The 25,303-nt window shown below is 76.7% G+C and carries 28 protein-coding genes; 16 read left to right on the plus strand and 12 right to left on the minus strand.

What is annotated here, in order from left to right; translation table 11 throughout:
• Window positions 1-89: 89 nt before the first annotated feature.
• Window positions 90-905 (minus strand): hypothetical protein, encoded by an 816-nt coding sequence (locus ACI78V_RS11430; protein WP_456851018.1) that lies wholly within the window; start codon window positions 903-905, stop codon window positions 90-92.
• Window positions 906-947: 42 nt separating this feature from the next.
• Entirely contained in the window at window positions 948-1,241 is a 294-nt protein-coding gene (locus ACI78V_RS11435; protein WP_456851019.1) for a Dabb family protein, read from the minus strand.
• A gap of 88 nt (window positions 1,242-1,329) precedes the next feature.
• On the opposite strand from ACI78V_RS11435, the gene ACI78V_RS11440 reads away from it, so the two are divergent.
• The 5 genes from ACI78V_RS11440 to ACI78V_RS11460 all read left to right on the plus strand — a co-directional run bounded on the left by ACI78V_RS11440 (window position 1,330) and on the right by ACI78V_RS11460 (window position 6,279).
• Window positions 1,330-2,580, plus strand: coding sequence for a glycosyltransferase family 4 protein (locus ACI78V_RS11440; protein ID WP_456851020.1), 1,251 nt, complete (start codon window positions 1,330-1,332; stop codon window positions 2,578-2,580).
• Between the two features lie 67 nt (window positions 2,581-2,647).
• Window positions 2,648-3,427, plus strand: a complete 780-nt coding sequence (locus ACI78V_RS11445) for a class I SAM-dependent methyltransferase (protein WP_456851021.1) — start codon at window positions 2,648-2,650, stop codon at window positions 3,425-3,427.
• Window positions 3,428-3,449: 22 nt separating this feature from the next.
• Window positions 3,450-4,514 carry a prenyltransferase gene (locus tag ACI78V_RS11450; RefSeq protein WP_456851022.1) on the plus strand — a complete coding sequence of 355 codons (1,065 nt, stop codon included), beginning with the start codon at window positions 3,450-3,452 and terminating at the stop codon, window positions 4,512-4,514.
• Window positions 4,511-5,383: a glycosyltransferase family 2 protein gene (locus tag ACI78V_RS11455; protein ID WP_456851023.1), complete on the plus strand. Its 873-nt coding sequence runs from the start codon at window positions 4,511-4,513 to the stop codon at window positions 5,381-5,383. Before ACI78V_RS11450 ends, ACI78V_RS11455 begins: the two co-directional genes overlap by 4 nt.
• A complete protein-coding gene (locus ACI78V_RS11460) occupies window positions 5,380-6,279 on the plus strand; it encodes a glycosyltransferase family 2 protein (protein WP_456851024.1) in 900 nt (299 codons plus the stop codon). Before ACI78V_RS11455 ends, ACI78V_RS11460 begins: the two co-directional genes overlap by 4 nt.
• A gap of 57 nt (window positions 6,280-6,336) precedes the next feature.
• Here ACI78V_RS11460 and ACI78V_RS11465 read toward each other — a convergent pair whose 3' ends face one another.
• The 5 genes from ACI78V_RS11465 to ACI78V_RS11485 all read right to left on the minus strand — a co-directional run bounded on the left by ACI78V_RS11465 (window position 6,337) and on the right by ACI78V_RS11485 (window position 9,509).
• A complete protein-coding gene (locus ACI78V_RS11465) occupies window positions 6,337-6,723 on the minus strand; it encodes a nuclear transport factor 2 family protein (RefSeq protein WP_456851025.1) in 387 nt (128 codons plus the stop codon).
• Between the two features lie 69 nt (window positions 6,724-6,792).
• The gene (locus ACI78V_RS11470) at window positions 6,793-7,125 is read right to left on the minus strand and encodes a TraR/DksA family transcriptional regulator (RefSeq protein WP_456851026.1); all 333 of its coding nucleotides are present in this window, start codon (window positions 7,123-7,125) and stop codon (window positions 6,793-6,795) included.
• Window positions 7,115-7,795: a class I SAM-dependent methyltransferase gene (locus ACI78V_RS11475; RefSeq protein WP_456851027.1), complete on the minus strand. Its 681-nt coding sequence runs from the start codon at window positions 7,793-7,795 to the stop codon at window positions 7,115-7,117. The genes ACI78V_RS11470 and ACI78V_RS11475 overlap by 11 nt, the downstream gene beginning before the upstream one ends.
• A complete protein-coding gene (locus ACI78V_RS11480) occupies window positions 7,792-8,982 on the minus strand; it encodes a YibE/F family protein (protein ID WP_456851028.1) in 1,191 nt (396 codons plus the stop codon). The genes ACI78V_RS11475 and ACI78V_RS11480 overlap by 4 nt, the downstream gene beginning before the upstream one ends.
• Before the next feature lie 161 nt (window positions 8,983-9,143).
• A complete protein-coding gene (locus tag ACI78V_RS11485; RefSeq protein ID WP_456851029.1) occupies window positions 9,144-9,509 on the minus strand; it encodes an STAS domain-containing protein in 366 nt (121 codons plus the stop codon).
• 196 nt (window positions 9,510-9,705) lie between these two features.
• Between ACI78V_RS11485 and ACI78V_RS11490 the strand changes: the two genes are divergently transcribed.
• From ACI78V_RS11490 to ACI78V_RS11515, 6 genes are all read left to right on the plus strand, one after another.
• A complete protein-coding gene (locus tag ACI78V_RS11490) occupies window positions 9,706-10,200 on the plus strand; it encodes an Hsp20/alpha crystallin family protein (protein WP_456851030.1) in 495 nt (164 codons plus the stop codon).
• 91 nt (window positions 10,201-10,291) lie between these two features.
• Window positions 10,292-10,678 (plus strand): MerR family transcriptional regulator, encoded by a 387-nt coding sequence (locus ACI78V_RS11495; protein WP_456851031.1) that lies wholly within the window; start codon window positions 10,292-10,294, stop codon window positions 10,676-10,678.
• A 208-nt stretch (window positions 10,679-10,886) separates the two neighbouring features.
• Entirely contained in the window at window positions 10,887-11,180 is a 294-nt protein-coding gene (locus ACI78V_RS11500; protein WP_456851032.1) for a metal-sensitive transcriptional regulator, read from the plus strand.
• Between the two features lie 31 nt (window positions 11,181-11,211).
• Window positions 11,212-11,421 (plus strand): heavy-metal-associated domain-containing protein, encoded by a 210-nt coding sequence (locus ACI78V_RS11505; RefSeq protein ID WP_456851033.1) that lies wholly within the window; start codon window positions 11,212-11,214, stop codon window positions 11,419-11,421.
• Between the two features lie 56 nt (window positions 11,422-11,477).
• On the plus strand, window positions 11,478-12,395 hold the full coding sequence (locus ACI78V_RS11510) for a hypothetical protein (protein WP_456851034.1): 918 nt from the start codon (window positions 11,478-11,480) through the stop codon (window positions 12,393-12,395).
• 11 nt (window positions 12,396-12,406) lie between these two features.
• Window positions 12,407-14,722, plus strand: coding sequence for a heavy metal translocating P-type ATPase (locus tag ACI78V_RS11515; protein ID WP_456851035.1), 2,316 nt, complete (start codon window positions 12,407-12,409; stop codon window positions 14,720-14,722).
• On the opposite strand, the gene ACI78V_RS11520 is transcribed toward ACI78V_RS11515, so the two are convergent.
• A complete protein-coding gene (locus tag ACI78V_RS11520; protein WP_456851036.1) occupies window positions 14,719-15,648 on the minus strand; it encodes a M48 family metalloprotease in 930 nt (309 codons plus the stop codon). The two genes, ACI78V_RS11515 and ACI78V_RS11520, sit on opposite strands and share 4 nt — an antisense overlap.
• A gap of 4 nt (window positions 15,649-15,652) precedes the next feature.
• Window positions 15,653-16,015 (minus strand): BlaI/MecI/CopY family transcriptional regulator, encoded by a 363-nt coding sequence (locus tag ACI78V_RS11525; protein ID WP_456851037.1) that lies wholly within the window; start codon window positions 16,013-16,015, stop codon window positions 15,653-15,655.
• Between the two features lie 116 nt (window positions 16,016-16,131).
• Here ACI78V_RS11525 and ACI78V_RS11530 point away from each other — a divergent pair, with 116 nt between their 5' ends.
• Genes ACI78V_RS11530 through cydC form a run of 3 tightly spaced genes read left to right on the plus strand, consistent with a single transcriptional unit; the run spans window position 16,132 to window position 22,140 of the window.
• Window positions 16,132-17,700, plus strand: a complete 1,569-nt coding sequence (locus ACI78V_RS11530; protein WP_456851038.1) for a cytochrome ubiquinol oxidase subunit I — start codon at window positions 16,132-16,134, stop codon at window positions 17,698-17,700.
• 16 nt (window positions 17,701-17,716) lie between these two features.
• On the plus strand, window positions 17,717-18,712 hold the full coding sequence (cydB, locus tag ACI78V_RS11535) for a cytochrome d ubiquinol oxidase subunit II (RefSeq protein WP_456851039.1): 996 nt from the start codon (window positions 17,717-17,719) through the stop codon (window positions 18,710-18,712).
• A gap of 8 nt (window positions 18,713-18,720) precedes the next feature.
• A complete protein-coding gene (gene cydC, locus ACI78V_RS11540) occupies window positions 18,721-22,140 on the plus strand; it encodes a thiol reductant ABC exporter subunit CydC (protein ID WP_456851040.1) in 3,420 nt (1,139 codons plus the stop codon).
• 85 nt (window positions 22,141-22,225) lie between these two features.
• Here the strand turns inward: cydC and ACI78V_RS11545 are convergent, their stop codons facing one another.
• Complete coding sequence (locus ACI78V_RS11545; RefSeq protein ID WP_456851041.1) at window positions 22,226-22,642, minus strand: hypothetical protein; 417 nt, start codon at window positions 22,640-22,642, stop codon at window positions 22,226-22,228.
• 147 nt (window positions 22,643-22,789) lie between these two features.
• Here ACI78V_RS11545 and ACI78V_RS11550 point away from each other — a divergent pair, with 147 nt between their 5' ends.
• Window positions 22,790-23,350 carry a dihydrofolate reductase family protein gene (locus ACI78V_RS11550; RefSeq protein ID WP_456851042.1) on the plus strand — a complete coding sequence of 187 codons (561 nt, stop codon included), beginning with the start codon at window positions 22,790-22,792 and terminating at the stop codon, window positions 23,348-23,350.
• 10 nt (window positions 23,351-23,360) lie between these two features.
• Here the strand turns inward: ACI78V_RS11550 and ACI78V_RS11555 are convergent, their stop codons facing one another.
• Complete coding sequence (locus tag ACI78V_RS11555; protein ID WP_456851043.1) at window positions 23,361-23,999, minus strand: hypothetical protein; 639 nt, start codon at window positions 23,997-23,999, stop codon at window positions 23,361-23,363.
• Window positions 24,000-24,018: 19 nt separating this feature from the next.
• Between ACI78V_RS11555 and ACI78V_RS11560 the strand changes: the two genes are divergently transcribed.
• On the plus strand, window positions 24,019-24,246 hold the full coding sequence (locus ACI78V_RS11560) for a hypothetical protein (RefSeq protein ID WP_456851044.1): 228 nt from the start codon (window positions 24,019-24,021) through the stop codon (window positions 24,244-24,246).
• A 282-nt stretch (window positions 24,247-24,528) separates the two neighbouring features.
• On the opposite strand, the gene eutC is transcribed toward ACI78V_RS11560, so the two are convergent.
• Window positions 24,529-25,287 carry an ethanolamine ammonia-lyase subunit EutC gene (gene eutC / locus ACI78V_RS11565; protein WP_456851047.1) on the minus strand — a complete coding sequence of 253 codons (759 nt, stop codon included), beginning with the start codon at window positions 25,285-25,287 and terminating at the stop codon, window positions 24,529-24,531.
• Window positions 25,288-25,303 lie beyond the last annotated feature (16 nt).

Here is a 25,303-nt window from a genome sequence, read left to right on the forward strand (position 1 = left end):
GACCCTCGCGGCCGGGAGGGGACGGCGGAGGGCACGCGGAGGATCTGTGGACCGCGACCGGACCTGTGGAGGGCGCCGGCCGCGGGATCTCAGCCCAGTGCCTCCGACTGCCAGCGGTGGGCCTGCGCCAGCCGGTCGGCGAACGCCCGCTCGTCGAGCGCGCCACCCTCCAGCGCGGTTGTGGCCAGCGCCATCAGGCGGTCGCCGTCCTGCACGAGCGCGACCAGCGCCGGCGCGGTGACGCGGCGCCCGTCGGGCGCGGTGGCGTCGACGGTGAGGGCGACCTCGACGGCGGCGTCCCCGAGGTCGGGCTCGCGGACGTCGCCGAGGGTGACGGTGGCCGCACCGCGCTCGGGCGCGCTCCCCGACACCGTGCGGCAGTCGTCGAGCGCGCCGGTCACCGTCGCGACGGCGTCCGCGGTGGCCGGGCCGGCGACCAGCCCCTGCACGGTGGCCTGCGACCCCTCGAGGACCGCCTGCCCGGCGACGTCGTCGACGCCCGCCGCCGCGGCCGCCTGCAGCCGGGTCAGCAGCTCCGCGCAGCCGCCGAGGTCCAGCTCGGTGCCCGCCGGGAGTCCGCCGGCGACCGGACCGCCCGCCGGGAGGCCGGAGGAGTGCAGCAGCTCCTCGGTCAGGGGCAGCACCGTGGCGCCGGGCGCGAACGCCGAGGCGGGCAGCAGCCCCGCGGCGAGGTCGACCGCCGGAGCCGACGTCGCCGCGGCCGGCGCGGCGGCGGACTCCGTCGAGGCGGCCTCGGCGATGCCGGCGTCCTGACCGCAGCCGGCCAGGACGCCCCCGACGACGAGCCCCGGGACGAGGACGGCGACCCGGCGGGCACGGGAGCCCTCCTGCAGGGTGCCGCCGCGGGCTCGCGGGTGGCGGGGCGCACGAGGGCGGGTCCTCATGCCGCCGACGGTAACCGCCTCCGGCGGCCGGTGCACCGGCCCTCAGACCTCGTACTGGGCCGTGGCCCGGGAGGCCAGGTACGGGGTGACGTGCTCGGCGACGACCTGCAGGTGCACCGGGTGCTCGGCGTAGCGCCGCCAGGCACCCTCGTCGGGGAAGTCGGCGACCAGCGCGGTGTGGGCGTTGCCCGCGCGCAACCCGGCGTCCGGGCCGACGGCGAACGACGTCATCCCGCCGACCTCCTCGGGCAGCCTCCGGAGCGCGGCCAGGGTGGTGGCCCGGCGCTCGGGGTCGGCGTCGTCGGACCAGGTGAAGAGCACGACGTGGCGCAGCATGACCGTCACCCTGTCAGGAGCGCCCGGCCCGCCGCAGCCCGACCTACCGGAACCGGCCCGTCACACGCGGAAGTTAGAGTCGCCGACCATGGGACGGTCGTTGCGCGTCGCACTGCTGTCCTACCGGAGCAAGCCGCACAGCGGCGGCCAGGGCGTCTACGTCCGCGCCCTCTCCCGCGAGCTCACCGCGCTCGGCCACGCGGTCACGGTGTTCAGCGGCCAGCCCTATCCCGAGCTGGACGACGGCGTGCCGCTCGAGCGCGTGCCCAGCCTCGACCTCTACCGCGAGCCCGACCCCTTCCGCACCCCGCGGCCCTCGGAGTTCCGCGACTGGGTGGACCTGACCGAGTGGGCGCTGATGTGCACCGCCGGGTTCCCGGAGCCGCTGACCTTCAGCCTGCGCGCGGCCCGGGAGCTGCTGCCCCGCGCCGCCGAGTACGACGTCGTGCACGACAACCAGAGCCTGGGCCTGGGGCTGTTGCGACTGGTCCGCGCGGGCGTGCCCACGGTGGCGACCGTCCACCACCCGGTCGCCATCGACCGCGAGCTGGAACTGGCCGCCGCCCCCTCCCTGCGCCGCCGCCTGACCCTGCGCCGCTGGTACGCCTTCACCGGCATGCAGGCGCGCGTGGCGCCGCGCCTGGACGGCATCACCACCGTCTCCGAGAGCTCCCGCCGCGACATCGAGACCCACCTGGGCGTGCCCGCGACCGGCGTCGACGTCATCCCCGTGGGCATCGACCCAGACGTCTTCACCCCTCCCCCGCCCGGCCGCCCCCGGGACCGTGGGTCGATCGTCGTCACCACCAGCGCCGACGTGCCGCTCAAGGGGTTGGTGCACCTGCTGGAGGCCGTGGCGAAACTGCGCACCGAGCGGCCGGTGCGGCTGACCGTCGTCGGCACCGCGCGGCCCGGCGGGCCGGCCGAGGCGGCGCTGGACCGGCTGGCACTGCGCGACGCCGTGCGCTTCACCGGGCCGCTGCCCGAGGCCGACCTGGTGGCGCTGCTGCAGGGCGCCGCCGTCGTCGCGATCCCGTCGCTGTACGAGGGGTTCTCCCTCCCCGCGATCGAGGCCATGGCGTGTGGCACGCCGCTGGTCACCACGGACGCCGGCGCGCTGCCGGAGGTCGTGGGCAGCAAGGCCGGCCTGCGGGTGCCCGCCGGCGACGTCGGGGAGCTCACCGCGGCACTGCAGCTGGTGCTGGACTCACCGTCCCTCGGTGAGCAGCTGGGCCGGGCCGGCCGCCGACGGGTGCTGGCCTCGTACACGTGGCGGTCCACCGCCGAGCGGACGGCGGAGTGGTACGCGGAGGTCCTGCAGCGGAAGGGGCGGTCGTGAGGACGACGGGCGAGGGCGTGTCGGCCTCCGGGGTGCGGATCGGGCCCGGCGTCGGGCGGGACACCTCGTGCTGACCGTCGACTACGACCGGCTGGACCTGCGACCGGGCATGACCGTGCTCGACCTCGGGTGCGGCGAGGGCCGGCACGCCTTCGAGGCCTACCGCCGCGGGGGCCGGGTCGTCGCCGTCGACTGGGGCGTCCCCGAGGTGGAGACGACCAAGCGCTGGCTGGGCGCGATCGCCGAGGCCGGTGAGGCACCGGAAGGCGCCCGCTACGAGGTGGTCCGCGGCGACCTGCGGGCCCTGCCGGTGCCCGACGCCAGCGTGGACCGGGTGATCGCGTCGGAGGTGCTCGAGCACATCCCCGACGACGTCACCGCGATGGCCGAGATCGCGCGCGTGCTCAGACCCGGTGGGCGGGTCGCGGTCACCGTCCCCCGCTACTTCCCGGAGCGGGTCTGCTGGGCGCTGTCGGACGCCTACCACGCCAACGAGGGCGGCCACGTCCGCATCTACCGCCGCGACGTGCTGCGCACCCGGCTCGCCGCCGCGGGTCTGGTGCCCGGCGGGCAGCACCACGCGCACGCGCTGCACGCGCCGTTCTGGTGGCTCAGGTGCGCCGTCGGGGTGGACCGCGACACCGCCGCCGTGCGCGCCTACCACCGGCTGCTGGTCTGGGACCTGGTGCGGCGGCCGTGGCCCACCCGCACCGCCGAGCGGGTGCTGGACCCGGTGCTGGGCAAGAGCCTGGTCGTCTATGCCGACAAGCCGGCCACCGGTGCCGACGAGCCGGCGGTCGCCGCGGCGGTGACGGAGGAGCCGGGGCTGGAGCGGACCGCTGTCTGAGCTGCTGCCGGAGCTCCCCGGGGTGCTCAGCGGGGAGCAGGTGCGCGCGACGGTGGCCGCGATCGCCGCCGAGCAGGACGCCGACGGCGCGCTCCCGTGGTATCGCGGCGGCCAGCTGGACCCGTGGGACTCCGTGGAGGCCGCGATGGCCCTCGACGTCGGCGGGGAGCACGACCGTGCCCGGGCCGCCTACCACTGGCTGGCCGGCCGGCAGCGGCCCGACGGGTCCTGGGCCGCCGAGTACCGCGCCGGCGCGGAGAGCGCCCCGGCCGCGGAGAGCAACCACGCCGGCTACCTCGCCGTCGGCCTGTGGCACAGCTGGCTGTGCACCGGCGACGAGGAGCTGGTCACCGCGCTGTGGCCGGTGGCCCGCCGCGGGCTGGACCTGGTGACCCGCATGCAGCTGCCCGGCGGGGCCGTCGGGTGGGCGCTGCGGCCCGACGGCTCGGCCGACGACACCGCGCTCCTGACCGGCAACGCCAGCCTGTTCCAGGCGCTGCGCTGCGGGGTGGCGCTCGCCGCCCTCGCCGGGGAGCCGCAGCCGGACTGGGAGCTGGCCGCCGACGACCTCGGGACGGCGCTGCGCAGCCGCCCCGAGGCGTTCGCCGACCGCTCCCGCTACTCGATGGACTGGTACTACCCCGTGCTGGGTGGCGCGGTCACCGGGCCGGCGGCGACCGAGCGGCTGGCCGCCGGGTGGGACCGCTTCGTCGTCCCCGGCCTCGGCGCCCGGTGCGTCGCGGACCGCCCGTGGGTGACCGGCGCGGAGACCTGCGAGCTGGCGCTGGCGCTGGCCGCCGCCGGGCAGCGGGACGCCGCGGTGGAGCAGGTGGCCGCCATGCAGCACCTGCGTCACGACGACGGTTCCTACTGGACCGGGTTCGTCTACCCCGACGACGCCCGCTGGCCGGTCGAGCGCACCACGTGGACGGCGGCGGCCGTCGTCCTGGCCGCGGACGCGCTGGCCGGCGCCACCGCGGCCTGCGGGCTGTTCACCGAGCCGGGTGCGCTGCCGGCCGCCGGCACGGGGACCTCACAGGATGCGGTGGATTGGCCGGCCGGGGGCGCGGGCACGGTGCCGTCGTGACCCCGCCAGACACCTCCGCCCGCACCGGACCCCCGGTCACCGTCGTGGTGGCCAGCCGCAACCGCCGCGAGGACCTGCTCGCGTCGCTGCCCCGGCACGAGGCGCCGGTGGTGCTGGTGGACAACGGCTCCACCGACGGCACCGTGGACGCCGTCCGGGCGGCCCATCCCGAGGTGACCGTGCTGCCCCTGGAGCGCAACCTCGGCGCCCGCGCCCGGACGCTGGGCGCCGAGCAGGCGGGCACGCCGTTCGTCGCGTTCGCCGACGACGACTCGTGGTGGGCCCCCGGCGACCTGGCGCGGGCCGTGGACATCATGCGCGCGCACCCCCGGCTGGCGCTGCTCAACGCCCGCATCCTGGTCGGTCCCGAGGAGCGGCTGGACCCGGTCTGCGCCGAGATGGCCGACAGCCCCCTCGGGACGGCCCCCGACCTGCCCGGCCCCTCCCTGCTCGGCTTCGTCGCCTGCGCGGCGCTGGTGCGCACCGAGGCCTTCGCGGCCGTGGGCGGGTTCGACACGGTGGTGCGCTTCCCCGGGGAGGAGGAGCGGGTGGCGCTCGACCTCGCGGCGGCCGGCTGGGGGCTGGCCTACGTCGACGAGGTGACCATCCACCACCACCCGTCACCGCGGCGGGACGCGCCCGCCCGGCGGCAGGCCTCCATCTGGCGCAGCCGGCTGCTCACCGCCGTCATGCGCCACCCCCTGTCGGCGCTGCCGCCGCTGCTGGCCGGTGCGGTCCGGTCCGGGCGCCCGGGGCTGCGGGGCCTGGCGCGCGCCGTCCCCGACGTACCGGCCGCGCTGCGTGCCCGCCGCCGGGTGCCCGACGAGGTGTGGGCCGCCGTCCGGCTGCTCGCCGGGGACCCGGCGTGAGCGCCGACCCCCGGGTCGCCGTCGTGGTGATCACCCACCAGCGCCGCGAGGAGGTGCTGCTCGCCCTGGCCCGGCTGCGCGAGCTGCCCGAGCAGCCGCACGTCGTCGTGGTCGACAACGGCTCGACCGACGGCACGGCGGCGGCGATCGCCGAGCGGTTCCCCGAGGTGGAGCTCGTCGCCAGCCCGGTGAACCTGGGCGCGGTCGGCCGCAACGTCGGCGTGGCGCGGGTGTCGACCCCCTACGTCGCCTTCTGCGACGACGACACCTGGTGGGACCCCGGCTCGCTGCGCGCCGCCGCCGACACCTTCGACACCCACCCGCGGCTGGCGGTCGTCACCGCGCGGATCCTGGTGGAGCCGGGCGGCCGCGAGGACCCGATCGTCCCCGAGCTCAGGGACTCCCCCGTCCGCGGCGCCGACTGGCTGCCCGGTCCGGCGCTGGGGTCCTTCCTCGCCGGGGCCTCGGTGCTGCGGCGCGCGGCATTCGACGAGGTCGGGGGCTTCTGCGAGCGGTTGTGGCTGGGCGGTGAGGAGGAGCTCATGGCCGGCGACCTCGCCGCGCGCGGTTGGGAGCTGTGCTACCTGCCCGAGCTGACCGTCCACCACCAGGCCAGCAGCGCCCGCGACCCGCACAAGCGCCGCCGCGACGGCATCCGCAACACCCTCTGGACGACGTGGCTGCGCCGTCCGCTGCGCCCGGCCCTGCGCCGCACCAGGCACCTGCTGCGCACCGTCCCGCGGGACCGGCTGAGCGTGCTGGGGGTGCTCGACGCCGCGCGCGGGCTGCCCTGGGTGCTGCGCGAGCGGCGGGTGCTGCCGCCGCACGCCGAGGCCCGCTTCGCCGCGCTCGAGGAGGCCCAGCGGACCTCGACCGCCCGCCGCTACGTCAGCTGAGCACCCCCGGCCGAGGGCGCGGGACGGAGGCCCCCGGGCCGGGCTGCCCGGAGCCGGTCAGCCCTTGACGTAGGAGAGCTTCTCCACGACCTTGCCCCGCCGGACGGTCATGACGTCCACGCCGCGCACGTGGCCGGCGCCGGTCTCCCCGCCGCCCCACGAGTACCGCCACAGCGCCACGGCCCGCTCGCCGTGCGGCAGGAGGGCCTCGGTCGTGAACCGGGCGCCCGGAGTGGCGAACACCTGCTCCCAGACGCGCCGCACGTCCGCCTGTCCCTGGTGGCGGCGCCCGTCGGGCGCCTCGGTGGACTCGAACACGACGTCGTCGGCCATCTCGGCCATGATCGCGTCGACGTCCGCCCGGCCGAACGCGTCGAGCAACCGCTGCACCACGGCCCGCGTCGCCTCGGTGGTGTCGTCCAGCACCTGCTCCGATCCCCTCATCACTCCTCCTCGCCGACGGCCCCCGTCGCACCTGTCAGGATGCCCCCGGCGACGCCGGCCGAGGAGAGCTCAGCGGGCGCAGTCGATGCAGGTACGCGCCGCGGGGCGGGCGGCCAGCCGCTCGGGGGCGATCGGGCGCCCGCAGCTCTCGCAGGTGCCGTAGTCCCCGGACTCGCGGCGGGCCAGCGCGGCGTCGACGTCGGCCAGCCGCCGCCGCGCGGCCTGCAGCAGCGCGGCGACCTGCTGCCGCTCGAAGGCGATCGTCGCGCCCTCGGGGTCGTGCTCGTCGTCGGCGTTGGAGGCCTTGGAGGCCGCCACGACGGCGTCGAACTCCCCCGTCAGCGCGGCGATCTGGGCGAGCACCGCGGCCCGGTCCGCGGTCAGGGGGTCCTCAGCACACACGGCGCAGCAGCCGCAGGGACCCGGTGCCCGGCAGCTCGGTGAACTCCCCCGACGCGAGCACCCGCCGGTACACGCCGTAGGGCGCCTGCCCGCCGTCGGCCGGGTCGGGGAAGACGTCGTGGATGGCGAGGGTGCCCCCGACGGCGAGCTTGGCGACCCAGGCGTCCTGGTCGCGGCGGGCGGACTCCTCGGTGTGGCTGCCGTCGAGGAACAGCAGCGCCAGGGGCGTCGACCACAGCGGGGCCAGGACCTCCGACCGCGCGACGACCGCGATGACGACGTCCTCGGCGCCGGCGTCGGCGATCGTCCGGCGGAACCGCGGCAGGGTGTCGACCAGCCCGACGGCCGGGTCGACCAGCGACGGGTCGTGGTACTCCCAGCCCGGCTGGTGCTCCTCGGAGCCGCGGTGGTGGTCCACGGTGACCACCTGCCGGCCGGTCTCACGGGCGGCGGCGGCCAGGTAGAGCGCGGACCTCCCCATCCAGCTGCCCACCTCCAGCAGCGGGCCGGGGACGCCGACGGCGCGGGCGGCCTCGTACAGCGCCGTCCCCTCGTCGTCGGGCATGAAGCCGGGAGCGGCGCGGGCGGCGGTGAGCAGCTGGAGGACGCCGCCCGCCTCCCGCCCCGCGAGCTCGGCGCGAGCCCCGGGACGGGGCCGGTCCGCGGTCACCGGGCGAACCGGGCGCGCAGCGCGGTCATCCGCCGGTCGGTGGCGGCGCCGGCCGCGGTGCCGGCGGCCTTGGCGAAGAACGCGCCGGCCGCCGTCGTCACCGGGACGGCGAGGACGAGGGCGATCGCGCCGACCAGCGTGCGGATGACCTCCTCGGCCATCGCCGAGCTGGTGAGGACGACGGTCCAGGGCTGCGCGTAGAGCTCGAACAGCAGGAGCAGCGGCAGCGCGGCGCCGGCGTAGGCGAAGACGATCGTGTAGACCGTCGAGGCGATGTGGTCGCGGCCGACGGCCATCCCCCGGGAGTACAGCTGCCGCCAGGTCATGTCGGGGTCGACCTCGTGCAACTGCCAGATCGCCGAGGCCTGGGTGATCGTGACGTCGTTGAGGACCCCCAGCCCGGCGACGACGACCCCGGCGAGCACCAGGCCGGAGAAGTCCAGGGTGGGGTCGAACCCCAGCAGCGTCGTGGTCTCCTCGCTGGTCAGCCCGGTCAGGCGGGCCGTCGCGACGGCGACGGCACCCATGACGGCGACCAGCGTCAGCCCGAACAGGGTGCCCACCAGCGCTGTCGTCGTCCGGGCGGAGAAGCCGTGGGCCAGGTACAGGACGACGAACATGATCGCCGCCGACCCCACCAGGCTGGTCAGCACCGGCGACCGGTCGGTCAGCAGGCCGGGGAGCACGAACTGCAGGAGGACGAAGAAGGCGAAGGCCAACCCCAGGAGCGAGGCCAGCCCGCGCAGGCGCGCCACCAGGCCGACGACGACGGCGAACGCGATCGTCAGCACCACGATCGGCACGTCCCTGTCGTAGTCGAAGAACGCGTACGACCCGGGGCCCTCCGCGCCGGCGTCACGGGTCAGGACGAGGACGTCGCCCTCGGCGATCCCGGCCGAGAACACCTCCGCCGGCAGGTCGATCTGCACGAACTCGCCGGCACCGGGCTCGTCGAGCACCTCGGCCACCACCGTGGCGCAGGTCAACTGCTGCGCCGGCTGCCCCTCCCCGCCGGGCAGGGAGCAGTCGAACGGCTCCACCGAGGCCACCCGGGCGTCGTGGTAGGTCGTCCCGGGCGGGACGTAGAGCTCGGCCGCCTGCCGGGCCCGGGACGGTTCGTCCCCCGGCCACAGCACGACCAGCCCGACGACGGTGGCCAGCCCGACCGGCACGAGGAGCAGCAGCATCAACCAGACCGCGCGGCGCCGGCGGAGGAGGACCTCGGCGCTCGGCGGCGGTGCGTCCGGATCCGGGCCGTGACTGTGGGGGTGACTGGGCGGCACCCGGTCAGGCTAGGAGGTGCCGGAGTGCGTTCCGAACGCCCGCGCCGGTTCCCGCCGACCGGGGCTCACTCCTCGACGGGGAACCGCAGCCACAGCCCCGACAGCTGCAGCGGCCGGGACACCGCCGCCGGCGGCGCGACGAGCACCAGCTCGACCCCGCGCGGCTGTCCCAGCTTCTGCAGCTGCACCAGCACCGCCATGCCCGCGGAGTTCGCGTACGTCACCGCCCGGGTGTCCAGACGCACCTGGCGCAGCCCCGGCTCGGCCAGCAGCAGGTCGGTCATCGTCCGGACCAGTGGCCGCCGCGCCTCCTCGGTCAGCTCCCCGGTCACGGTGAGGGCGGCGACGTCCCCCTCCAGGCTCGTGGTCACCTCCGTCGTCCCGCTGCCGGCCTGTTCCTGCTCCGTCTCCCCCTGCGCTGAGGGGACCATGCGCTCGTCCACGGCTGAGCACTGCCCCGTGCGACCGGTGATCACGCGCGGGCCGGGAGACCGGGGTGCGCGGCGGGAACAATTCCCGCGGATGGACGTTTACAGGAGTGCGCGTCCGAGGTAATCTCAAGTGGCCACTAGAGGTTCGCCTCGGGCAGCGAACACGACAGGAACACACACAGGAGGTTGCACAGCCATGGCGATGCTGACCGCCTACGACCCGTTCGCCGCCACGTCCGCCGCCTTCCGGGCGCTGGACCAGCTCACCGGCCGTGGTGGGATGACCGCCCGCGCGCTCTCGGGCATGCCGATGGACGCCTACCGGGTCGGCGACAACTTCGTCGCCCACTTCGACCTGCCCGGCGTCGACCCCGGCTCGATCGACCTGTCGGTCGAGGGCACGACGCTGACCGTCACGGCCGAGCGCACGGTGCCCCAGCTCGAGAACGCCGAGTGGAGCATCGCCGAGCGGCCCTACGGCAGCTACACCCGGCAGCTCGTCCTGGGTCGGAGCCTCGACACCGACCGACTCGAGGCCAGCTACCACGACGGCGTGCTGACCGTGAGCATCCCGGTCGCCGAGAAGGCACGGGCCCGCAAGATCCAGGTCACCCGCGCCGACACCCCGACCCAGGTCGAGGGGCGCACCATCGAGGGCGAGTCGTCGCAGGCGAGGGCCGTCGAGAGCTGATCGGCACTCCGGCGCCGACCGGCAGTCGCGCAGCAGGGGCCGGGCCCGCACGGGCCCGGCCCCTGCGCACATCCGGACCAGGAGGACCGCCATGAGCGAGCAGCACCGCGGAGGGGCCGACGCGGGGGGCGAGGCGCTGCGACGTCTCGACGACCCCGACTTCCCCGCGCTCACGATGAGCCAGGCTGCCGAGCTGCTCGGGGTCCAGGCGGCGTTCCTGCGCAGTCTCGACACCGCCGGGGTCCTCCAGCCGCACCGCTCCCCCGGCGGGCACCGCCGCTACTCCCGCCACCAGCTGGCCCTGGCCGCGCGCCTGCGCGGCCTGCTCGACGACGGGCACACCCTCGCCTCGGCCGAGGTGATCCTCGGCCTGCAGGACGAGCTCGCCGACGCCCGGGCCGACACCGAACGCCTGCAGGCGACCGTCGACCGGCTGCGCACAGGAGGCGCCGGCCGCGACGCCGACCCCGACACGTAGGCCGGCACCCGGCCCACGACACCCGGCCCGCGACACCCGACACCCGCGCGGTCGTCACCTCCACCCGCGTACGCGCCCGACAACACGCCGGCCCCCGCCCGGACACCGCACCCGGCGACCGCTCCCACGAGTGGCCGACACCACGTGCACGAAGAACCCTAGGGGGGTATGGTTCAGTCCGGGAGACCGAGCCGCCAGGAGGAGCCCCGTGGAGACCACCCCGCACGGCTACATCCACCGCAAGGACGACTACCTCAAGCGTCTGCGCCGCATCGAGGGCCAGGCCCGCGGCCTGCAGCGGATGGTCGAGGACGAGAAGTACTGCATCGACATCCTGACCCAGGTGTCGGCGATGACGAAGGCGCTGCAGTCGGTCGCCCTCGGCCTGCTCGAGGAGCACATGTCGCACTGCGTCGTCCAGGCGGCGCAGGCCGGTGGCCGCGAGGCCGACGAGAAGGTCCGCGAGGCGTCCGAGGCGATCGCCCGGCTCGTCCGTTCCTGACCCCACGCAGCACCCCGGAGAGGACACCCCCATGAGCACCGCCACCTACACCGTCGTCGGCATGACCTGCAGCCACTGCGTCTCCGCCGTCACCGAGGAGGTCTCCGCCGTCCCCGGTGTCACCGCCGTCGACGTCGACCTCGCCACCGGCGGCCTGACCGTCAGCAGCAGCGCGCCGGTCGACGAGGACGCCGTGCGCGCCGCCGTCGAGGAGGCCGGCTACGAGGTGGCCGGCAGCTGACCCCGCCGGGGTGGCCGGCCACCCCGCACTCCCCCGCCGCCTCCGAGAGGACCGTCATGAACACCCCGGCGCGACTGACCGTCGTCGCCCTCGGCCTGGCCGCCGTCTTCGGCGCCGCCGTCGGGGTCGGCGCCGCGGTGGGACCCGTCGCGGCACCGGAGCCGCACGCGACCGCCCCGGCACCCGCCGGGGCTCCGGCGGGTGCCGACGCCGCCTCCGGCGGGCTCGCCGTCGCCGACTCCGGGTACGTCCTGGAGCTGCTCGACGAGCACCTGCCGGCCGGGACGGCGACCCTCGCCTTCCGCGTGCTCGGCCCCGACGGCGCCCCGGTGCGCGAGTTCGACGTCGACCACGACGAGGACCTGCACCTGGTCGCGGTCCGCCGCGACCTCACCGGCTACCAGCACCTGCACCCGGAACTGGACGCCGACGGCACCTGGCGGACGCCGGTCGCGCTGACCCCGGGCAGCTGGCGGGTCGTCGTCGACACGACCCCGACCGCGCTCGGCGAGGAGCTGCTCCTCGGCGCCGACGTCGAGGTGCCCGGGAGCCACGACCCGCAGCCGCTGCCGGAGCCGGCCGCGGTCGCCGAGGTCGACGGCTACACCGTCGTCCTGACCGGGGAGCTGGTCACCGGCCGGGAGTCCGAGCTGACGTTCAGCATCAGCCGGGACGGCCGACCGGTCACCGACCTGCAGCCGTACCTCGGCGCCCACGGCCACCTCGTCGCCCTGCGCGACGGCGACCTCGCCTACCTGCACGTGCACCCGGTGGAGCCGGCCGACGGCGTCGCACCGGCGCCGGGCCCGCACGTCGGGTTCGCCGCCACCGCGCCGTCCCCGGGCTCGTACCGGCTGTTCCTCGAGTTCCGGCACGGCGACGCCGTGCACACCGCCGCGTTCACCGTCCGGGTCGCGCCCGGCGGGGCCGACGGCACCCCCGACGAGCCGGCCGGTCACGGTCACGGCGGCTGAGGAGACCCACGTTGAGCACCACCACCCAGCGCCCCGCCGGTGAGGTCGAACTCGCCATCGGTGGCATGACCTGCGCCTCCTGCGCCGCCCGGATCGAGAAGAAGCTCAACCGGCTCGACGGCGTCACCGCGACGGTCAACTACGCGACCGAGAAGGCGCGGGTCTCCTACTCCGGCGACGTCACGCCCGAGGACCTGATCGCCACCGTCGAGAAGACCGGGTACAGCGCCACGTTGCCCCGGCCGGCCGCTCCCGAGGAGGCCGAGCCGGGCACGGCCGATCCCCTGCGCACCCGGCTGGTGGTCTCGGCGTTGCTCACCCTCCCCGTGGTGGCGATGGCGATGGTGCCGGCGCTGCAGGTGGAGCACTGGCAGTGGCTCTCGCTCACGCTCGCCGCGCCGGTGGTGGTGTGGGGCGGGCTCCCGTTCCACCGCGCCGCCTGGACCAACCTGCGCCACGGCGCCGCGACCATGGACACCCTCGTCTCGCTCGGCACCGGTGCGGCGTTCCTGTGGTCGCTGTACGCGCTGTTCCTCGGCACGGCGGGCGAGCCGGGGATGACCCACCCGTTCGAGTTCACCGTCGCCCGGGGCGACGGGAGCGCGAACGTCTACCTCGAGGCCGCCGCCGGGGTGACCACGTTCCTCCTGGCCGGGCGGTACGCCGAGGCGCGGTCGAAGCGGCGGGCCGGTGCCGCCCTGCGGGCGCTGCTGGAGCTGGGCGCCAGGGAGGTGGCGGTGCTGCGCGGCGGCGCCGAGCACCGGGTGCCGGTGGAGCAGCTGGCGGTGGGCGACCTGTTCGTCGTCCGGCCCGGCGAGAAGATCGCCGCGGACGGCGAGGTCGTCGAGGGCGCCTCGGCGGTCGACGCCTCGATGCTCACCGGGGAGTCGGTGCCGGTCGAGGTCGGGCCCGGGGACGCCGTCGTCGGGGCCACCGTGAACGCCGGCGGCCGGCTGGTCGTGCGGGCCACCCGGATCGGCGCGGAGACCCAGCTGGCGCAGATGGCGCGGCTGGTCGAGGAGGCACAGAACGGCAAGGCCGAGGTGCAGCGGCTGGCCGACCGGGTGTCCGGCGTCTTCGTGCCGGTCGTGCTGGCCCTCGCCGTCGCCACCCTCGGCTTCTGGATCGGCGCCGGCGCCGGGCTCCCGGCCGCCTTCACCGCGGCCGTGGCGGTGCTGATCATCGCCTGCCCGTGTGCCCTGGGCCTGGCCACGCCGACCGCGCTCATGGTCGGCACCGGACGCGGCGCCCAGCTCGGCATCCTCATCAAGGGGCCGGAGGTGCTGGAGTCCACGCGCGCGGTCGACACCGTCGTCCTGGACAAGACCGGCACGGTCACCACCGGCCGGATGACCCTGGCCGACGTCGTCCCCGCCCCGGGGGCGGACGCCGACCGCGTGCTGCGGCTGGCCGGCGCGCTGGAGCACGGCTCCGAGCACCCGGTCGCCCGGGCGGTGGCCACGGCGGCCGCCGAGCGGGTCGGCCCGCTGCCGGCGGTCGAGGAGTTCGCGAACGTCGCCGGGCTCGGCGTGCAGGGTGTCGTCGAGGGCGCGGCGGTGCTCGTCGGGCGGCCCCGCCTGCTGGCGGAGCGCTCGGTGGCGGTGCCGGAGCCGCTGGCCGCCGCCCAGGCCGCAGCCGAGGCACAGGGACGGACGGCGGTGCTCGTCGCGGTGGACGGCGCGGCGGCCGGCCTGCTGGTCGTCGCGGACGCGGTCAAGCCGACCTCGGCGGCGGCGATCGCCCAGCTGCGCGCCCTCGGGCTGCACCCGGTCCTGCTGACCGGCGACAACGCGGCCGTGGCCCGCACGGTCGCGGCCGAGGTCGGCATCGACGAGGTGGTCGCCGAGGTGCTGCCCCGGGACAAGGTGGCCGTCGTCCGGCGGCTGCAGGCCGAGGGGCGGGTCGTGGCCATGGTCGGGGACGGCGTCAACGACGCCCCTGCCCTGGCGCAGGCCGACCTCGGGCTGGCCATGGGCACGGGCACCGACGTCGCGATCCAGGCCTCCGACCTCACGCTCGTGCGTGGCGACCTGCGGGTGGCCGCCGACGCCATCCGGCTCTCCCGCCGCACGCTCTCGGTGATCAAGGGCAACCTGTTCTGGGCCTTCGCCTACAACGTGGCCGCGCTCCCGCTGGCCATGGCCGGGTTGCTCAACCCGATGATCGCCGGCGCTGCGATGGCGCTGAGCTCGGTCTTCGTGGTGACCAACAGCCTGCGGCTGCGCCGCTTCGCCGCCCTGCCGGGCAACGGGAGCCGACCCCGGGACAGCGCGGTCCTCCCGGGCCCCACTCCCCCGGCCGCGCGGCGCGACCGCACCACCACCTAGAGGGCGGGGAGGAGCAGGAGGGCGGTCGGGACCAGCAGGAGCGCGACGGCGGCCAGCAGCGCCGTCGTCCGGGCCCAGCGCGGCAGCGGGGACGGCGGTTCCAGCAGCCGGGCCACCCGCGCCCCGAGCGCGCTGCCGGTGACCGCGAGCGCACCGTCGGGCACCCCCGCCCCCCCGGCGCCACCGGCCGCGACGACGATCGCCTGGGCCAGCGTGCGGCGCGGCGCCGCCCCGGTCAGGGAGCCCAGTGCCACGTCGTCGGCGCGCATCTCGACCAGCGCCCGCACCGCCGCGTGCGCCCGCCCCGCCGCGGGCAGCACCGGCAGCGCCGCCTCCCAGGCGACGAACGGCAGCAGCAGCAGGTGGTGGTGCTCACGCAGGTGGGCCCGCTCGTGGGCGACGACGGCGGCCAGCTGCTCGTCGTCGAGCTCGGCGACCATGCCGGAGGAGAGCACCAGCAGCGGCCTGGCCCCGGGGATGCAGAAGGCCACGGGCGCGGGGTGGTCGAGCAACCGGGCGTCGGGCACGGCGGCCGGCTGCACGACCAGCTCCAGGAGGTCCCGGTGCCGGCGGCGGGTGCGCGCGGTGCGCACCCACGACAGCAGCAGGACGCCGAGCAGCTCGGCGGCGAGCACGGCGGCCAGCGTCTGGGTCACCCAGTGGTCGCCCCGCACCGGCGCCTCGGCGGGCTGCCGGGTGATCCAGTGCCACCAGGCCTCCGGGAGCGAGTGTCCCCACGGCGCCAGCCCGTGCACCAGCAGCGCCCCGATGATCGACAGGCCGCCGGCCAGCCCGATCGCCTGCCAGCAGACGAGGGCGACCAGCGGATCGCGTCGCGGCCACCGGGCGCGGGCCAGCAGCGCCGGCACCGGCCAGGCCAGCAGCGCGGCGAGCACGGCCAGGGCGGCCGCCGTGGCGGGGAGCACCGCGTCAGCTCTGCCGGTCGGGACCCGCCCCACCCAGCAGCTCGCGCAGCAGCCGCGCCTCGGCGGGGTCGACGCTGCCGACGAAGCGGGCCAGCACCGCCTGCCGGTCCCCGGCCTGTCCGAGCACCTCGTGCATCAGCTCCGCGGCGTGCTCCTCCCGGGTGGCCCGCGGCCGGAACCGCCGCGGCCGGGCGTCGTCGTGGACGACGAAGCCCTTCTGCTCCAGCCGGGTCAGCACCGTGTGCACGGTGGTCAGCGCCAGGCCCCGGTCGGCCAGTCCGTCGCGCAGCTCGGTCGCCGAGACGGCGCCGCCGGCCGACCACAGCCGGTCCATGACCGCCCGCTCCAGCTCACCCAACGACGCCACGGAGCCTCCTGTCTCGCGTCTCACACCCCGTTCTTCTACATGTCGTAGAACAACGTCTTCTACTGGGCGTAGAAAGAACTCGACCGATCGTACGTCGCCCAGTGAGGAGAGCGGCCGTGGACGTCCTGGACGTGGCGCGCTGGCAGTTCGGGATCACGACCGTCTACCACTTCCTGATGGTGCCGCTGACCATCGGCCTGGGGGTCCTCGTCGCGGTCATGCACACGATGTGGGTGCGGACCGACAAGCCCGAGTGGCTGCGGATGACCCGCTTCTGGGGTCGCATCTACCTGATCAACTTCGTCCTCGGCGTCGCCACCGGCCTCGTGCAGGAGTTCCAGTTCGGCCTGGCGTGGAGCGAGTACAGCCGGTTCGTCGGCGATGTCTTCGGCTCGCTCCTGGCGCTCGAGGCACTGCTGGCCTTCTTCCTCGAGTCCACGTTCCTCGGCCTGTGGATCTTCGGCTGGGGCCGGATCCCGAAGAAGCTCCACCTGGCCGCGCTGTGGGCGGCGGTGATCGGCTCGGTCGTGAGCGCGTACTTCATCATCGCGGCGAACTCCTGGATGCAGCACCCGGTCGGCGTCGTCAGCGACGACGCGACCGGCCGGCCGGTGCAGGTGGACTTCCTCGCCGTCCTGACCAACAACACCGCGCTGGCCGCCTTCAGCCACGCGATCGTCGCCGCGCTCATGGTCGCCGGGGCACTGCTGGTCGGCATCGGCCTGTGGCACCTGCGCCGCCGGGAGCTGGCCGGCGCCCCCACCACCGAGCCCGACCATGCGGTGTGGCGGCGCTCGGTGCGGCTCGGAGGCTGGGTGTCGCTGGCCGCGTTCGTGCTCGTCGCCCTCACCGGCGACTGGCAGGGCAAGCTCATGTACCAGCAGCAGCCGCTGAAGATGAGCTCCGCCGAGGCGCTGTGCGAGACCGAGGCGCCGGCGTCCTTCTCGGTCTTCGCCTGGGGCAAGCTCGGCTCCAACGAGTGCGACGACGTGCACTCGCTGACGGTCCCCTACCTGCTCTCCTACCTCGCGCACGGCGACTTCTCCACCGCCGTGCCGGGCGTCAACGAGCTGCAGGAGGAGTACGCGGCGGTCTACGGCGAGACCTACCCCGACGACCCCTCGCGCTTCGGCGCCCTCGCCGGCGAGGAGATCGACTACACCCCGCTGCTCGGGGTCACGTACTGGAGCTTCCGGCTCATGATCGGCATGGGCGCGGTCTCGGCCGGGGTCGCCGCCTACGCCCTGTGGGCGACGCGGGGAGGCCGGGTGCCGACGTCGCGGATCGGCGTGTACGGCGCGCTGCTCGCCGTGGCCGCGCCGTTCGCGGCGAACGCGACCGGCTGGGTCTTCACCGAGATGGGCCGCCAGCCCTTCGTCGTGTACCCGAACCCCGACGTCCCCGTCGACGAGCAGGTGTGGTTCTTCACCGCCCAGGCCGTCTCCCCCGGCGTCAGCGCCGCCGAGATCTGGACGTCGCTGACCGCGCTGACCCTCGTCTACGGCGTGCTCGCCGTCGTCGAGCTGTGGCTCATCACCCGCTTCGTCCGCCGCGGCGTCACCACCGGGGACGACGCCCCGACGCCCGGTGCCACCCCCGAGGGGACGCCGGACGACGACCTGCCCGCCGGCCGGGACGGCACCCGCCGCGAGCCCGACGACGACGTCCTCTCGTTCGCCTACTGAGCTGGAGCTGCCCACCATGGACCTGCAGACCCTCTGGTTCGCCGCCGTCGCGGTGCTCTGGACCGGCTTCCTGCTGCTCGAGGGTTTCGACTTCGGCGTCGCCGCGCTGCTGCCGGTGCTCGGCCGCCGCCCCGCCGAGCGGCACCTGCTGCTGCGCACCATCGGCCCGCTGTGGGACGGCAACGAGGTCTGGCTGATCACCGCCGTCGGCGCGGTGTTCGCCGCCTTCCCCGGCTGGTACGCCACCTGGCTGCCGGCGCTGTACCTGCCGTTCGTGCTGGTGCTCTTCGGACTGATCATCCGGGCGGTGGCGTTCGAGTGGCGGCACTCGCACCACACCGAGGCCTGGGACGCGACGTGGACCCGGATCATCACCGCCGGCTCGCTGATCGCCGCGCTCGGGATCGGGGCCGCGCTGGGCGCCACCACCCTGGGCCTGCCCATCGACGCCGACGGCACCCGCGTGGGCGGCGCCTTCTCGGGGCTCGGCTGGTCGGCGCTGCTCGGCGCGGTCGCGGTGCTGGCCTTCTCCGTGGTGCACGGCGCGCTGTTCCTGTCCCTCAAGACCGACGGGCCGGTGCGGGTCGCCGCCCGCGACCTCGCCCGGCGGTGGGCGCCCGTGGCCGCGGTGCCGCTGCTGGCCTGGGCCGGCCTGGTGCACCTCCGCCACGGGACACCGGTGACCGCCGTGCTCTGGCTGGTCGCCGCGCTGGCGGTGGCGGCGGCGTGGGCACGGGTGCGGGTGGGGCGCGAGGGCCAGGCGTTCGCCGCGTGGGGCGTCCTGCTCGTCGCCGCGGCCGCCACGGTGTTCGGCGCGGCCTACCCGGTCGTCGTCCCCTCGACGATCGACCCCGCCTTCGACGTCACGGTCGCCGACGCCTCGGTGAGCGACTACACCCTCACCGTCATGACCTGGGCGGCCGGGATCGGCCTGCCCGTGGTGCTGGGCTACCAGGCCTGGACCTACTGGGTCTTCCGCAAGCGGCTGACCGCCGAGCCGGTGCACGCGTGAGGGCTCGGGTGGCCGCCCCCGCCCCGCGCACGCGGGGGCCGCTGGCCGGGGTGCCGGGGCTGACCGGTGCGCTGGTCCGGCAGGCGGTCGCCGCGCTGGGCCAGGTGGCCGGCCTGGTGCTGGTGTCCGCCGGGCTCGCGCACGCGGTGGCGCGCGCGGCCGGACACGCCGAGGGAGAGGTCACCGGCCCGCTGCTGGCCGCCGTCGCCGGGGTCGTACTGCGCGCGGTCGCCGGCTGGGCCGGGGAGCTGCTCGCCGCCCGCGACGGCCGCCGCGCCGAGGAGGAGCTGCGTGCCCGGCTGGTCGCCCGGCTCGCCGCCTCGCCGGCGGCGGTCGAGGCCGCGGGCGGCCCCGGGCCGGCCGCGGTGCTGGCCACCACCCGGCTGGCCGACCTCGGCCCCGGCCTGGCCACCCGCCTGCCCGCGCTGGCCCAGACGCTGGTCGTCCCGCCGGTGCTGCTGGTCGTCCTCGCCCGGACCGACCTGCTCTCCGCCGCGCTGGTCGCGGTGACCCTGCCCCTGGTGCCGGTGTTCATGGTGCTGGTCGGCCTCACCACCCGGGACGGCACGACCGCCGCCGCCCGGGCACTGGACCGCATCGCCGCGCACGTCGCCGAGCTGGTGCGCGGGCTGCCCGTGCTGGTCGGCCTCGGCCGGGCCGCCGAGCAGGCCGCGGCGCTGGCCGAGCTCGGCGACGCCTCCCGCCGCCGCACGCTGGCCACGCTGCGGCTGGCGTTCCTCTCGTCCCTGGTGCTGGAGCTGCTCGCCACGCTGTCGGTCGCGCTGGTCGCGGTCACCGTCGGCCTGCGCCTGGTGCACGGTGACATGGCGCTGGCGGTCGGCCTGACCGCGCTGCTGCTCGCCCCCGAGGCGTTCGCCCCGCTGCGTGCGCTCGGCGCCGCCCACCACGCCGGCGAGGACGCCGAGCTGGCCGCCGCCGAGGCGCGCGCGGTCCTCGCCGCGCCCGTCGCGCCGCCGCCCGCGACCGGTCCGGACGACGACCCGCGCGGCGCCGACGTCGCCGTCCGCGGGCTGACCGTCCGCTTCCCCGGCCGGACCTCACCTGCCCTCCTGCCGGTGGACCTCGACGTCCGGCCCGGTGAGCTGGTCGCCGTCCGCGGCGCGAGCGGGTCGGGCAAGTCGACGCTGCTCGCGGCGCTGGCCGGACTCGTGCCTCCGGCGGCCCTGGTGGAGGGGACCGTCACCGGCGTCCCCACGGGCGGCGTGGCGTACGCACCGCAGCACCCGCGGACGACCGGGCCGACCGTCGCCGACGAGCTGCGCCGGCACGCGGGGCCGGCGGCCGGGGCGGGGCGGTCCGCCGGGGATGCCGTCCCCGGCGAGGCGCCCGTCGTCGAGTCGCTGGCCCGGCTGGGGGCGGCCGGGCTGGCCGGCCGGACCTGCACCACCCTCTCCCCCGGCGAGCTGCAGCTGGTGGCCCTGGCCCGCGCGCTGGTGCGGATCCGCCGCGGCGCCCGCCTGCTGCTGCTCGACGAGCCGACCGCGCACCTGGACGACGACGCCGCCGCCCGGGTGGCCGCGGTGCTCGACGCCCTGCGCGGCACGGTGACCGTGCTCCTGGTGACCCACGACCCGGCCCTGGCCGCCCTGGCCGACCGGACCGTCGCGCTCCCCTCCCCGGTACCCGCCTCCGCCGCGAGGTCGGCGATCCCGTGGCGATCGGCGCCGCACGGCCACGAGGTCGCCGATCCTGCGGGAGCCGGCGCTGCCCGGGCGGCCGCCGCCACATCGGGACCGGCCGCGCCTCGGCCATCCGGTGGGGCGGTCCCCGCGAGCGGGCCGGGCTGGCCGCGGCGGGCGCTGGTGCGGGCGGTGGCCGCCGGCGCCGCGTCGGCCGGCGCGGGGGTGGCGCTGACCGCCGTCTCCGGCTGGCTCGTCGTGCGGGCGGCGGAGATGCCGCCGGTGCTGACGCTGCTGGTCGCGATCGTCGGGGTCCGGGCCTTCGGGCTGGGCCGGGCCGGCCTGCGCTGGGTGGAGCGGATGGCCGCGCACGACGCGGCACTGCGCATGGCCGCCGACCTGCGGGTGCGGGTGTGGCGGGCGCTGGCCCGGCAGGGCGTCACCGCCGACCGCACGCCCGGCTCGGCGCTGGCCCGGGTCGTCGGGGACGTCGGGCTGGTGCAGGACCTGTCGGTGCGGGTGGTGCCGCCCGCACTCGTGGCCGGGGTGGTCACCGCGGGGACCGTGGGCGCGCTCGCGCTCGTCTCGCCCGCCGCGGCCGGCGCGACGGGCGTGGTGCTGCTGGCCACCGCTGCGCTGGTCGCCGCGGTGCACCGGCGGGGAGACGCCGGCGCGGCGCGGGCCGAGGCGGCGCTACGGGTGGCCGCGCTCCGCGACACGACGACCGCGCTGGAGGGGGCGGCGGACCTGCGCGCGCACGGCCTCGCCGGGCACACCGCCGCCGACCTGGCCGCGCTGTCCGGCCGCCGCAGCGCCGCCGACCGCACCGGCACCGCGGCCGGCGCACTGGGGATCGGCCTGGTCGCGCTCGGTACCGGACTGTCCGCGGTGGCCGGTGCCGCGGCGGGGGTGGCGTCGGGGGTGACCGGCCCGGCGATCGCGGTGCTGGCGCTGGCCCCGCTGTCCCTGGCCGAGCCGCTGACCGGGCTGGTCGGTGCCCTGCAGCGGCGGGGCGCACTCGCCGACGCCCGCGCCCGGCTCGACGCCGTCCTCACCGCCCCGGTGCCGGCCGACCCCGCCGATCCGCTCCGGGTCCCCGCGCCGGTGCGCGCGCTGGCGACCGACGGCCTCACCGCCGGCTGGCCCGGCGGCCCCGACGTCCTGCGCGGGCTCACGGCACGGGCGGACGCCGGTGGCGGCTGGCTGGTCGTGCGCGGCCCGTCGGGCGCCGGGAAGTCGACGTTCCTGGCCGTGCTGCTCGCGGCCCTGCGGCCGCGCGGCGGCGGCTACACGCTCGCCGGCGTGCCGGCCGACCGGGTGACCGGGGAGGACGTGCGCTCCCGCATGGCCTGGCTGCCCCAGGAGGCGCACGTGTTCGCCTCGACGATCCGCGCCAACCTCGCCGTCGCCGCGCCCCGCGGCGAGCTCTCCGGGCCCGCGGGCGAGGCCCGGATGCGGGCCGCGCTCACCGCGGCCGGGCTCGGGGAGCTGCTCGCCGCCCTTCCCGACGGCCTGGACACGCCGGTCGGCGCCGGTGGGACCGCGCTGTCGGGCGGCGAGCGGCGGCGGCTGGCGGCGGCCCGTGCCCTGCTGGCCGACCGGGACGTGGTGCTGCTCGACGAGCCGACCGCCCACCTGGACCCGCCGACCGCCGCCGCGCTGGTCCGCGACCTGCGGACGGCGCTGGCCGGCCGGGTGGTCGTGTGCGTGACCCACGACGACGGGGTCGAGCGGGCCGGCGACACCGTCGTCCGGCTCGGGCAGCCCGTCGGGGCCCCCTCCCGCTGAACCGGGCGCGGTCGGCACGGGGGCGGCGATCAGTGGCTGATGACCACCACCGTGCACATCCCGCGGCGACCCGCCGGGGTCGCCTTCACGCCGCGGCGGCGTGCCCGCCGGGCGCGGCCGGCCAGGGCGGGGCCTGCGGCGGGGCGGGGGCGGTGGGCAGGGCGCGGACCACCTCGAAGCCGGGACTGCCGGGCAGGTGCGGGTCGACGACGAGCCGGACGCCGACCGGTCCCCCGAGGACGCCGAGCTCCACCACGGCAGCGCGGTCCCCGGGCGGGAGGTCGGCCAGCAGCCGCTCGTACAGCTCGGGCCGCACGTGGATCTCCCGGGGCGGGGCGGCACCGGGGGTGAAGGCGACGGCGACGAGGTCCCCGGCGATGTCCGGCCGGGCCCAGTGCGTGTGGTGTGCGGGGACGGGAGCCGGCCCGCTCACCGTGGAGCGGTCGGCGACCTCCGGCGGGACGTCGGAGGCCGGTCCCCTGGGGACGATGGCCTCGAACATGGTGGCCCTCCTGGGCGCTCCCCCCGTGCTGTGTACAACGCCGGGGATCCTGCGGGTATTGCCTACACCAGAGGACCGACAGTCCGGGCGGGATACGTCGTCGGCCGGACCACCGGTTCCGTCGGCACCCTCGGGCACGCTGGCGGCATGGACGCCTCCTTCACCGGTTCCGTGTTCCTCGGCATGAGCGTCGACGGGTTCATCGCCCGCCCCGACGGCGACCTGTCCTGGCTCACCGGCGAGGCGGAGGCCGGCGGCGCCCCGGACGACGGCGCCGGCGGCGACTTCGGCTTCGCCGAGTTCGTCTCCGGCATCGACGCCCTCGTCATGGGCCGCGCCACCTACGAGGTGATCGCGCCGATGGGCGAGTGGCCCTACCAGGGCAGGCCGGTGCACGTGCTCAGCACGACGCTGGCCCCCCACGCCGATCCCCGCATCACCGTGCACCGCGGCTTCGACGAGGCGGTGGGCGCCCTGAGCGCGGCCGGGTACCGGCGGGTGTACGTCGACGGCGGCCGGACGGTGCACGCCTTCCTGCGCGCCGGGCTGGTCGCGGACCTCACGCTGTCGCGGGTCCCGGTGCTCATCGGCACGGGGCACACCCCCTTCGGGGAGCTCGCCGCCGACATCCCGCTGGAGCACGTCGGCACCCGCACCTTCCCCGGCGGCATGGTGCAGACCACCTACCGGGTGCGCCGGCCGTCCTGAGCCGGGCGGGTCAGGCGGCGGGCACGTCCACCGGGATCTCCGGGCCGAGGCGGGCGCCCTGCAGCAGCCGCAGGTCGTCGCCGGACCAGAAGCTGCCCGGGTCGTAGGCGTTGCGGGGGCGGCCACCGTCGAGCAGGCCCATCGCGGTGTAGGTCGTGGCCACCAGCTCGGCGCAGAAGACGGTCTCGGCCGTCGTCCGCCGGCGCAGCCGGCCGTTCACCCACCCCAGGGCCAGCCCGCGGGTGGTAGGGAACGGCCTGCCGTCCAGGCGGGCGACGGTGCGCAGGACGGCGTCCTCCATCTCGGGGGTCACGCCGCCGTCGTCGGCCGGGCCGACCAGCTGCCGCAGCCAGGCCCGCTGCCCGTACCGGTGCCGCCACGTGCGGACGGCGTCGCCGAGGTCGTGCAACTGGACGCCGCGCTGGTGGTGACCGGTCCAGACGTCCGGCAGCGACCGGCCCAGCTCGGCGTGCCACAGCAGCGGGGGCAGGTCCTCCAGCACCACGGCCATGCCGACGTGGTTGACCGGCGCGTTGGTCAGCGCCTGGATGGCGCGGTCGGCGACCGAGGCGCCGCGGAAGACCCACACGTCACCGGTGCGGGTGAGCTCGACCGCGTCGTCCAGCGGTAGCGCACGGGGCGGGGACACGCGGCTACGTTAGGCGACCGTGCGCCTCTGGAAGCTCCTCGGACTGGCCGGCCTCGCGGGCGTCGCGGCGAGCGGGGCGGTGCTCGCCCGCAACGAGCGCCAGCGCCGCGCGCACACCCCGGAGGAGATCCGGGCGCGGTTGCGCGAGCGCCACGCCGCGCTGGCGGAGACGCCGGATCCGGTGCCGGCCGAGGAGCCCGGCGTGGGACGACGGCGCCGGCCGGCCCGGCTGCTGCGCCGACGCTGACACGCACGGCGACCGCCACACCGGGTTCCGGCCGATCACCTTCCGGTACGAGGGCAGCAGGTCGACACTGCTCGCGCCCGCCGGTGTCGCCGGGCGTCTGTCTGGGTCATCCGTCCGGCGACGCCGACGCGGTCTCCGCCCTCACGGGGGACGACCTCGTCGCAGACCACGGACGTGCACGTCTGCCGGATGCGGAACGGCCGGATCGTGGAGTTCCAGGAGACGAGCAGCGACCAGTACGCCGCCGACGCGGTCTTCGGCTGAGCGGTCACCCGTCGACCGTCACCCTGCTCCGGCCGGCAGCGCCGGTCCCTCGTCCTTGAGCGCCACGCCGGAGGCCCCGAGCTCGCGGGCCGCCGTCAGCAGCGCGGCCACCGTGTCGGCGGCCTGCGCGTAGGACAGCCCGTGCGGCGGCCGCACGTTGGACACGCAGTTGCGCTCGGAGTCCGCCCGTCCCGGCCGCGGGTCCCAGGTCACGTACACGCCCAGTGAGTCCGCCGACGACAGCCCCGGCCGCTCCCCGATGAGGACGACGACGGCCCGCACGCCCAGCACCGCGCCCACGGCGTCCCCGAGCGCCACGCGCGCCTGGTGCGCCAGCACCAGCGGGGCGACCGTCCAGCCGGGCAGCCGGTCGAGCAGCGCCGTCGTCAGGCCCGCGGCGTGCTCGTGCACCGCCCGGGGCGACAGCCCGTCGGCGACGACGACGGCGAGGTCGGCGCCCGCCCGCGGCAGCGACGTCCCCTCGGCCAGCTGCCGGCCGAGGTCGGGCCGCTGCAGGTAGGTGGCCCGGTCGCCGGCGGCGGAGTGCACCTCCAGCAACTCGTGGCCGGCCAGCGCGGTGCGCACCACGTCGGGGTCCAGCGGCTGGTGGACGGCGTCGCGAGCGGCGGCGTGCGCCGCGCGGAACTCCAGCTCGCGGGCGGTGGGCAGCGCGTCGCCGGCGCGGCCGAGGGGGGGCCCCGCCCGCGCGGCCCGGCGCGCCCGCCCCCCCCCCCCCCCCCCCCCCCCCCCCCGCCCCGCCCCCCCCCCCCCCCACAACCAAAAACCACACCCC

This window comes from Geodermatophilus sp. SYSU D00742 (assembly GCF_054049935.1).

Coding starts and splice junctions, on each gene's coding strand:
- ACI78V_RS11435 (WP_456851019.1), bottom strand. CDS start 1,241: ATGCTGCGCCACGTCGTGCTCTTCACCTGGTCCGACGACGCCGACCCC.
- ACI78V_RS11480 (WP_456851028.1), bottom strand. CDS start 8,982: ATGCTGCTGCTCCTCGTGCCGGTCGGGCTGGCCACCGTCGTCGGGCTG.
- ACI78V_RS11485 (WP_456851029.1), bottom strand. CDS start 9,509: ATGGTCCCCTCAGCGCAGGGGGAGACGGAGCAGGAACAGGCCGGCAGC.
- ACI78V_RS11550 (WP_456851042.1), top strand. CDS start 22,790: ATGGACGCCTCCTTCACCGGTTCCGTGTTCCTCGGCATGAGCGTCGAC.
- ACI78V_RS11495 (WP_456851031.1), top strand. CDS start 10,292: ATGAGCGAGCAGCACCGCGGAGGGGCCGACGCGGGGGGCGAGGCGCTG.
- ACI78V_RS11430 (WP_456851018.1), bottom strand. CDS start 905: ATGAGGACCCGCCCTCGTGCGCCCCGCCACCCGCGAGCCCGCGGCGGC.
- ACI78V_RS11505 (WP_456851033.1), top strand. CDS start 11,212: ATGAGCACCGCCACCTACACCGTCGTCGGCATGACCTGCAGCCACTGC.
- ACI78V_RS11545 (WP_456851041.1), bottom strand. CDS start 22,642: ATGTTCGAGGCCATCGTCCCCAGGGGACCGGCCTCCGACGTCCCGCCG.
- ACI78V_RS11490 (WP_456851030.1), top strand. CDS start 9,706: ATGGCGATGCTGACCGCCTACGACCCGTTCGCCGCCACGTCCGCCGCC.
- ACI78V_RS11465 (WP_456851025.1), bottom strand. CDS start 6,723: ATGAGGGGATCGGAGCAGGTGCTGGACGACACCACCGAGGCGACGCGG.
- ACI78V_RS11440 (WP_456851020.1), top strand. CDS start 1,330: ATGGGACGGTCGTTGCGCGTCGCACTGCTGTCCTACCGGAGCAAGCCG.
- ACI78V_RS11510 (WP_456851034.1), top strand. CDS start 11,478: ATGAACACCCCGGCGCGACTGACCGTCGTCGCCCTCGGCCTGGCCGCC.
- cydB (WP_456851039.1), top strand. CDS start 17,717: ATGGACCTGCAGACCCTCTGGTTCGCCGCCGTCGCGGTGCTCTGGACC.